An 8,379-nucleotide genomic window follows, 5' to 3' on the forward strand; every position below is an offset into this window, starting at 1 on the left:
GGAGAGTGCCTTGCTCAAGGGACTCAGACCAAATGTTGCTGGCATGGGTGAATTCTCTTCTAGGTATTAAGTGGGCAGATTATAAGTATTTGTTGGGGTTGGTTCTCATTACCACTAGTGAGACGTTCCTACCTGAAGAAACCGGAAAAGAAATTCACGCGGGTTCCATTTCATACACCACCTGGCCCGCACTCAGGCGCACCAACTGGTCGGCAATATCGAAATAGCGGTCGTCATGACTGATCACGATGATGGTCTTGCCCAGGCGCTTGAGGTCCGGCAGCAGCTCGGTGTAGAAGACGCGGCGGAAGGCCGGGTCCTGGTCGGCGGCCCATTCGTCGAACACCAGTACCGGGCGTTCCTCCAGCCAGGCATTCACCAGGGCCAGGCGTTTGCGCTGGCCAGTGGAGAGGTCGGTGGTGCTGAACACGCCGTCCTTGACGCTGACCTTGTGCGCGATTTCCAGGCGTTCCAGGTACTTGGCGGCACTGTCCAGCGATTGTGTGGCGCTGCCTTGGACCAGGTCATCGAACAGGTAGTAATCGGCGAAAACCGTGGTGAACAGCTGGCGGTAGTCGTCGCGTGCCGGGTCGGTCACGGTTTCGCCGTTGAGGCGGATTTCGCCGGCGTGGGGTTGATACAGGCCCAGCAACAGCTTGATCAGGGTGGTCTTGCCGCAGCCGTTTTCGCCGACGATAAATACGATATCGCCCTGCTTGATGCTCAGGTTGATCGGTCCCAGGTGGAACGGCTGGCTGCCTTCCACCGGCGGCGGGCTGTACGTCACGCCGCGCAATTCCAGGCTGTTGACCACCGGCGTCGGGGCTTCGCTGCCATCCATCAGCAAGTGCGGCTCGGGGGATGAGAAGCGGTCGGACAGCTCGGTAATGCGCGCAAAGGCAATCCGCGCCTTGCCGATGATCGGCAAGTAACCCACCACATGCTCCAGCGGGCCTTTCATGTACAGCAATACCAGCACGAAGCCGGTGATCACCGCCGGGTCGGGGTTGGGGTTGTAGGCCTGCATGGCGAGGGCCAGGCCAATGACCACGAAGAACAGCATCGAGCCAAAGGTCTTGGCGACGATATAGATGTTCACCGAGCGCACCTGGATATCGCTGATGCGGTCGGCGGTTTCCTGGATGCGGTGGGTGTTCATGCGATAGCGGCGTGGGCGGTGGATGCGCAGTTCCTTGGCGCCCGAGGCGATCGCGGAGTAGTAGCGTTGCAGTTCGTCTTCCTGGTCGCGGGCTTCGTCGAAACCGCGGATGCCCTTGTGCCCGGCAACAAATTGCACGCTGCTGCCGATGGCGATGGCCACGATCATCATCAGGAACATCGGCACCGACAGGTACGCCAGGTAGCCCAGGCACCCGAGGGTGACGGTGGTGGCGATGGCCAACGGGGTGAACGCAAAGGAAAAATCGCTGATGGTGTCGACGTCGTGGGTCAGCACCGGAATCAACCGGTGGGAGCGATACCGCTCAATCTGCTCGATGGGCGCTGACAGCACCTTTTCACCGAGGTCCTTGCGCAGCGCGGCGATAATCCGCTGGCCCACATAGTTGGTGCCGATATCGGAGACGATCGAACTGGTCAGTGCCAACACGCACAACGCCGCAAACGTCAGGATCACCCCCTGCGTCATCCCGGTGGACGAGTGCAGGGCGTTATTGATGGTTGCCAGCAACAACGTGATGGCCAGGCCGCCGGCCATGCCCAGGGTGACGGAGACGATCACAATGGTGCGAAAGGGCCTGAGCAATGCGAGCAAACCGTTGAAGGCGCCGCGCTTGGGGTCGGTCATAAATACTTCCCGGAAAATGAAAAAGAGGGGGCTGGGCACACAGACCCTTACCCATGACAAACGAAGGATTGGCGCGACTATTTAGCTCGGCGTGCCCGGCGGTGGCGGTGATGGATAAATTGGGCGGGGCCTGGTTCGTTCTTGTGGTGTAGGCGCACGCGTATTGGCGCGTGCCTGATCTATCCAGCGAGAGCGAGACAATGACGAAAAAGAATCTGGTGTACGTATGGTCCCTGCGCAATGCCGCGGCCGACAAGGCCGGGCAGCCGGTGGCGTACAAGGACCACGAGCGCTACATGATGTCGGTGCTGGAATCCCTGGCGGGGGCGCTGAACGACACGCCGCTCGGCGATGCGTACAACCTGGTGGGGGTGGTGTACGACGATGACGAGCAGAACCCGCGTGACCAGCAATTGGTCCGTGACTACGGTTTTGCCTACCAGCCGGGGCGCCAGTGGCTGTACCCGGCCGACCTGCGGGTGCAGGGGCGCCTGGTCAATGATTTGCTGCTGAGCGTGCCGTCCACTTATCGGCGCCTGCCACGGGGCAGCGCGGAACACATCGCCGGCAAGCAGGACTTCGAACGCCGTCTGCACGACACGCTGGTGGAATTGAAGGCCGATATCGTGGTGCTGGACGGCCTGCTGGTGATCCTCGACGAGCTGGTACGCCCCGGAGCGCCGTTTGCCCGTCGCATCATGAACATCCACCCGGGCATTACCCGCATCGAGTCGCCTTACGAGCGCCGGGGCGCCTATGCAACCTGGAACGCCCTGTACGGCGCGCGTGGGCTGACGGTCACGGACTGGGCCACCAAGGCCACGACGCCTTCGGAACCGCTGTACCTCACCGGCGCCTCGTTCCACTACGTGGACAACGGCATCGATTCGGGCGAAGTGTTCCACGACGTGCTCAAGACCGAGATCTCGCCGGACGACACCATCCTCGAACTGCGCTGGAACAACTTCAACAACAGCCTGTTCCCGGCGTTGCATGAAGGGTTGGCGTTGCTGGCGCAGAAGGGAATCTAAGCGGGCACGGTTAAGAATGTGGGAGCGGGCTTGCTCGCGAATGCGGTGTGTCAGTCAATGAATATGTCGACTGACACACCGCATTCGCGAGCAAGCCCGCTCCCACATTAGATCTCCTGGGTGTTACAGGTCGCGCACTACGCGGAACCCAATCCAATCCCCCCGCGTCTGCGGGTAGATGGTGTTGCGGTTGCCCGAGCGCGAGAACACCGGCGCTTCACCCCAGTCATTGCCGCGAATCATGTAGCCCTCGCAGTTCGGCTCCATCCACGCACTGCCGTCGGTAGGCGCGCCGACGTAGTTGGGGTGTTCGCAGTCGGCCACGCGCTCGTAGACGTTGCCGTGCATGTCGTACATGCCAAAGGCATTCGGCGGGTAGCTGCCGACCGGCGACGAATAGCTGTACCCATCGGCCGGGCCATAGGTGTTGGCATGCTGGGCGATGCTGTAGTCCTTGCCCTCATCGAACGGGAAGGGGAATGGCCCGGTAGACCCGGCACGCGCGGCGTATTCGCGTTGGGCCTCGCTGACCATGTGGTACTGCTGGCCGGTTTTTTTCGACAACCAGGCCACGTACTGCTTGATGTCGTCCATGTCCATGCACACCGCCGGCTGGCGTGGGCCCTGGGGGTAGCGCGGCTTGCTGGCGATGCATTCGCGGCCGGGGCGGGTGTCGCCATCGGCGATCTTCACCCCGGTCTGGCGCACATAACTGTCCCATTCGCCGGCGGTGATGTGGAAGCGGCTCATGGCGAACGGCTTGGCAAAGGTCACCTCATGCATCGGGCCTTCATCCGGCTCGCGGCCGACTTCACCCTCGGGTGTGCCCATGGTGAAGGTGCCGGCGGGCAGCACCACCATTTCCGGGCAGTCCTTGCAGTCCTTGAACACTTTGCCGGGTTGTGGCGCGGCGGCCTGGGCGAGGCTTGGCAACAAGGCGCCGCACAGGGCGGTCAGTGCCAATGCCGTGAGGGGTTTGTTCATGGAGTCCTCTCATTCAACGTGGAAAAGGTGTGCGTTACACCCGCTGGCCCAGCAACGTCATGAAGCGCTGGATCTCTGCGGAAGAATTGAGCAGCCCAGGCGCGGTGCGGATCACTGGGCCGACATCACGGTCTACCGCATCGATCACCACGCGGTTTTTCATCATGTAGGCGGCCACGGCGTCACTGTCCTGGCCCTTGACCCTGAAGAAGGTAAAGCCGGCCGACAGCTCGGGGCTGCGTGGTGTGACCAGTTCGATCTGCGGGTGTGCCAGCAGCTGATCTTTCAGTTCGGTGTTCAACGCATGGATGCGCGCCTGCACCGGCGCCTTGCCCAGCTGCAGGTGCAACTTGAAGGCTTCGTCCGCCGCCCAGCGATGCTCGAAGGCGTGGTAGCCGCCTGGGGTCATGATGGTGGCGAAGTCCTTGTCTTCGGAGAAGGTCGGCACCATGGGGGTCACGTACTTGTTTTGCGGGTCGCGGGCGCACACCAGTCCGGTGCCGCGCGGGCCGAACATCCACTTGTGGGTGCCGGCGATGAAAAAGTCGCAGTGCATGTCCGGGAAATCGAGGTTTTCCACGCCAAAGCCATGCACGCCGTCGACCACGTAAAGGATACGGTCCTTGTCGTCACGGTTGCGGTTGTGTTCTTCCACCAGCTTGCCGATCTCGCCGATGGGCAGTTTCACGCCGCTGCCGGACTGCACCCAGGTCATGCCGAGTACCCGGGTGTTGGGGCGGATGTTGCGCTGGATGTTGCCCAGCACCTCGTCGACGGACACGCGGTGGGCGTTCTCGAACAGGCGAATCTTGCGGACTTGGGTCTGCTCCTTGCGCACCCGGAAGTCCAGGCTGAACTCGGTGGCGTAGTGTTCGTGGACCGTGGTGAGGATCTCCTGGTCGGGCCGCACCTTGATCCCGCCATAAATCATCGCCAACCCTTCGGAGGTGCTGCCGGTGAGGGCGATCTGCGGCGGCGTGGCGTTCAGGTAGCGGCCGGCCCACTCGCGTACCTGGCCTTCGCGTTTCCAGGTTTCCTGCCGGTCCCAGTCCATGGCCAGGCCAGGGTTGCGATCGATCTGCGCGCGGTAGCGCTCAATGGCCGCGCGCACCGGCTTGGGGTGCGTGGCCACCAGGAAGTTGGAGAAGTGCAGGTAGTCTGGGTCCTGGTTGAACAGTTGCTTGAGCCCCGTCCATGGGTCATCGGTTGTGTTGGCGGCGAAGGCCTGCGGAAGCAGGGCAGCGCCCAGTGGCAGGCTGGCGGCAAATACACCAGCCTGCTTGAGGAACGTACGGCGGTCGGTCATGGACTGGCTTCTGGATGATTAGCGGTTGGCCAACGGCTTGGCGGCTTTTTGTACCTGGTCCCACACCCGCAGGAAGTTGCCTCCCCACAGCTTGGCGATGTCGGCTTCGGAGTAGCCGCGCTGGATCAGTTCGGCAGTGACGTTGCGTATTTCGCCGACGTTGTTCCAGCCCTGGACACCGCCGCCATCGTTGAAGTCCGAAGACAGGCCGACATGGTCGATGCCGATCTTGCGCACGGTGTAGTCGATGGCATCCCCCAGGTCCTTGAGCGTGGCCTTGGGTTCCTCATCGAGAATGCCGTACAGCGCGCTGGCATACTCGCCGAACTTGTGTTCGGGCCAGGCGGCGATGATCGCGTCGCCCGGCATCAAAGCCACGGCGAGGTTGGGCAGGGGCGGCAGGTCGAAACGTGCGCGCAGGGCGTTGAGCTTGTCCTGGGTCGGCTGGCTCAGCGGGCGCAGGTAAGCGGAGAACCCCACGATCTGCACCACGCCGCCGCTGTTCTTGATCAGTTGCAGCTCTTTGTCGCTCAGGTTGCGCGGGATATCCACCGACGCGCGCGGCGCCGAATGGGACGCCACCATCGGCGTGCGGCTCAATTGCGCCACTTGCTCCAGCGCCTTGGTCGACATTTGCGACACATCGATGATCACCCCCAGGTCATTGAGGCGGTGCACCGCTTGTTTGCCGATGTCCGACAGGCCATCAAGGGCGTCGGTGGAGTCATTGAAAAACGGCAGCGGGCGCGACGAGTCCGACCAGGCGTTATTGCCCACATAGCTGAAACCGAACATGCGCATGCCGCGCGCCGCCCACAGGTCCAGCAGGTTCAGGTCGTTGCCCAGCGGGTAGGCGTTGAGCATGCTGATGAAGATTGCGAACTTGCCTTCGCCATGCAGGCGCCGGAAATCATCCGGGGTGTAGGCGATGGCGACCTGATTGGGGTAGTCGCGCACCATGCCGCTGATGATCTTGTAGCGCACTTCCTGTTCGTTGCGCGCGGCGTCGACAAAACCGTCGGTGGGTTTGTGCGGGGCGTTGGGGCCGTTCCAGATTTCCGGCCAGCCGAAGATGGTCAACGCTGCGCCGGACAAGCGCCCGCGTGCCGCCTTGGCCAGGTCGAACTGGCCTTCGCCGTCCTTGTCCGCCTCGTTGCCGGCGGTGCCGAAATCCACGGGCACGGTGATATGGCTGTCGAACGACAGCAACCGATCCTGCATTTCATTGGCCTGCTTGATCACCGCCAGCGGGTAACCGGCATTGCCCTTGAACCAGTGATCCCAGACCAGGAAACCGGCTCCGGCACCGATGGCCAGTGCCAGCGGCAAGCCGATATACAGCGCCTTTTTCGAACGTGGTTTTGTCATTGCCATCTCAGTCAGTTGAGGCCTTCGCTATCAGGGAAGAACGAGTGATGGGCGGGGAAATTTAGGCGGGCAGGGCACGCCGGTAAATTTCCCCGGCGTGCAAACGTTCTAGCTCTGATAAAGCCGTTTCCTAAGGTAGACAATGACCATCTCTCGACGTGGGTTCATCGCAGGCCTGGCACTGACAGGTGCCGCTGTGCCGGCAGCCTTCTATGCCCATCGCGAGTTGACGCGCGAAGAAGAATTCCCCATCACCCCCGGCGAAGCCACGGTGGACCTGGCCGACACCGCCGGCCAGCACCTGGCGAACACGCTGCGTGGGGTCTGGGACCTGCGCCTGGAAGGTCGCGACGCCGGCCTCAAAGGGCTACCACTGCAAGATTTGCAACTGCTGCTCGACATCGCGCCCCGTGGGCGCGGTTTGCGCGGTTACCTGGACACCTCCGCCCACCTGCGCGCCGAAGGCGAGCCGCGTTACCGTGTGCTGGGTGACCTGCTGACGGGGGAGAGCGCTGTGCTCTACTGGCGCCTGATCGACCGTGATTCGGTCGACGGTACACCCGCCTATGAATTCAAGATGACCCTTGATGAGGTCTGGGCGGCCTTTGCCAACGCCGGCAGCAGCACCCTCAGTGGGCAGATCCTCGACCTGGATCGGCCACTTGCATGGGTTGAGCGCGATAATCGCTTCATCGCCCACAAGCAGTGGTTCCCCGAAGCCCGGCAGCGCATCGGCCTCAACCCGACCCTGCTGGCCTGGCTGATTTCCCCCGAACACCGCCTGTTTCACCAACTGTGGCACGCCACCCGTGACCAGTGGCACAAACTCTCCGAGGAAAAACGCGACGCCCTGCGTGGTATTGGCTGGCAACCCGGCCCACGCGGCCAGGAACGCGATGCCCGGGGTAAACGCAAGGACCGTAACGGCTCGGGTATCGACTTCTTCTTCATGCACCGCCACATGCTCGGCACCGCGCGCTCCATGCAGGACCTGCCCTCGTGGCCGCAATTCCCCGAGCCACAACCGGCCCTGGAACGCGATCGCCTGGGCTTTCTGCGTTACTTCGACAACCACGACGGCTTCGCGCTGCCGCCCACCTGGCAGGCACCCGATGACAGCGAGTACACCCAGTGGGTCAGCGACATCAAGGCTGCCGAGACTTACCACAGCAACTTTCAGGTGTGGGAGTCCCAATACCGCGACCCGCGCTACCTGGCCAAATTCACCCTGGGGCAGTTGGGCTCCGAGATGGAACTGGGCCTGCACGACTGGCTGCACATGCGCTGGGCCTCGGTGCCGCGCGACCCGTCCAACGGCGCACCGGTGCCCATGGCCCGCGACCCGTCGGACTTCGCCCCACGCTGGTACGCGGCGGAAAACGACTTCCTTGGCGACCCGTTTTCCTCCCACGTCAACCCGGTGTTCTGGCACTTCCACGGCTGGATCGACGACCGCATTGAAGACTGGTTCCGTGCCCATGAGCGCTTCAATCCGGGCGAAGTCCAGCGCATGCAGGTCAACGGCGTCGCCTGGTTCGCGCCGGGGCGCTGGGTGGAGGTAGGCGACCCCTGGCTCGGCCCGGACACCCATGGCTGCAGCACCACGCCGGGCTTGCAGATGGGCCGGTCGATGGAGATGGACCCGGAGACCATGAAGCTGGCGCTGCGCATTACCTTCGGCGAAGACGAAGGTAGGTTGCAGGGACTGTTCAAGCGCGTACCGAAACGGCCTTGGTATGCGCGGCACCTGAAGTTGAAAACCTCCTGATTTTGAAACCGGGCGCGTGTTATGGCGAGTGTGACTTGCTGTGGTGAGCCCACTCACCACAACAAGCCCACTCACCAAAGGAATACGGCGTTGCGCAATTGCGATTGAACCAACC

Annotated in this window: 6 protein-coding genes; 2 read left to right on the forward strand and 4 right to left on the reverse strand. The window is 62.5% G+C overall.

Going from position 1 to position 8,379, the window contains the following annotated elements; genetic code table 11:
• Positions 1–154: 154 nt before the first annotated feature.
• Entirely contained in the window at positions 155–1,807 is a 1,653-nt protein-coding gene (locus KUA23_RS11635; protein WP_099492452.1) for a cyclic peptide export ABC transporter, read from the reverse strand.
• A 200-nt stretch (positions 1,808–2,007) separates the two neighbouring features.
• On the opposite strand from KUA23_RS11635, the gene KUA23_RS11640 reads away from it, so the two are divergent.
• Positions 2,008–2,838 (forward strand): formyl transferase, encoded by an 831-nt coding sequence (locus tag KUA23_RS11640; RefSeq protein ID WP_078047972.1) that lies wholly within the window; start codon positions 2,008–2,010, stop codon positions 2,836–2,838.
• Positions 2,839–2,961: 123 nt separating this feature from the next.
• Here the strand turns inward: KUA23_RS11640 and pvdO are convergent, their stop codons facing one another.
• The 3 genes from pvdO to pvdM are packed head-to-tail and all read right to left on the reverse strand — an operon-like array spanning position 2,962 to position 6,496.
• On the reverse strand, positions 2,962–3,822 hold the full coding sequence (pvdO, locus tag KUA23_RS11645; protein WP_346356397.1) for a dihydropyoverdine dehydrogenase: 861 nt from the start codon (positions 3,820–3,822) through the stop codon (positions 2,962–2,964).
• A 34-nt stretch (positions 3,823–3,856) separates the two neighbouring features.
• Positions 3,857–5,128: a pyoverdine-tailoring periplasmic protein PvdN gene (pvdN, locus tag KUA23_RS11650; protein ID WP_078047974.1), complete on the reverse strand. Its 1,272-nt coding sequence runs from the start codon at positions 5,126–5,128 to the stop codon at positions 3,857–3,859.
• 18 nt (positions 5,129–5,146) lie between these two features.
• Complete coding sequence (gene pvdM, locus KUA23_RS11655; protein WP_252993979.1) at positions 5,147–6,496, reverse strand: pyoverdine-tailoring dipeptidase-like protein PvdM; 1,350 nt, start codon at positions 6,494–6,496, stop codon at positions 5,147–5,149.
• 142 nt (positions 6,497–6,638) lie between these two features.
• Here pvdM and pvdP point away from each other — a divergent pair, with 142 nt between their 5' ends.
• Positions 6,639–8,264 carry a pyoverdine maturation tyrosinase PvdP gene (gene pvdP, locus KUA23_RS11660; RefSeq protein ID WP_214497552.1) on the forward strand — a complete coding sequence of 542 codons (1,626 nt, stop codon included), beginning with the start codon at positions 6,639–6,641 and terminating at the stop codon, positions 8,262–8,264.
• Positions 8,265–8,379 lie beyond the last annotated feature (115 nt).

The organism is Pseudomonas pergaminensis, from assembly GCF_024112395.2.
GTDB lineage: Bacteria > Pseudomonadota > Gammaproteobacteria > Pseudomonadales > Pseudomonadaceae > Aquipseudomonas > Aquipseudomonas pergaminensis.

What these genes read in the sequence shown, in the direction of transcription:
- pvdP (WP_214497552.1), top strand. Translation starts at nt 6,639, where the DNA reads ATGACCATCTCTCGACGTGGGTTCATCGCAGGCCTGGCACTGACAGGT.
- pvdO (WP_346356397.1), bottom strand. Translation starts at nt 3,822, where the DNA reads ATGAACAAACCCCTCACGGCATTGGCACTGACCGCCCTGTGCGGCGCC.
- pvdN (WP_078047974.1), bottom strand. Translation starts at nt 5,128, where the DNA reads ATGACCGACCGCCGTACGTTCCTCAAGCAGGCTGGTGTATTTGCCGCC.
- KUA23_RS11635 (WP_099492452.1), bottom strand. Translation starts at nt 1,807, where the DNA reads ATGACCGACCCCAAGCGCGGCGCCTTCAACGGTTTGCTCGCATTGCTC.
- pvdM (WP_252993979.1), bottom strand. Translation starts at nt 6,496, where the DNA reads ATGACAAAACCACGTTCGAAAAAGGCGCTGTATATCGGCTTGCCGCTG.
- KUA23_RS11640 (WP_078047972.1), top strand. Translation starts at nt 2,008, where the DNA reads ATGACGAAAAAGAATCTGGTGTACGTATGGTCCCTGCGCAATGCCGCG.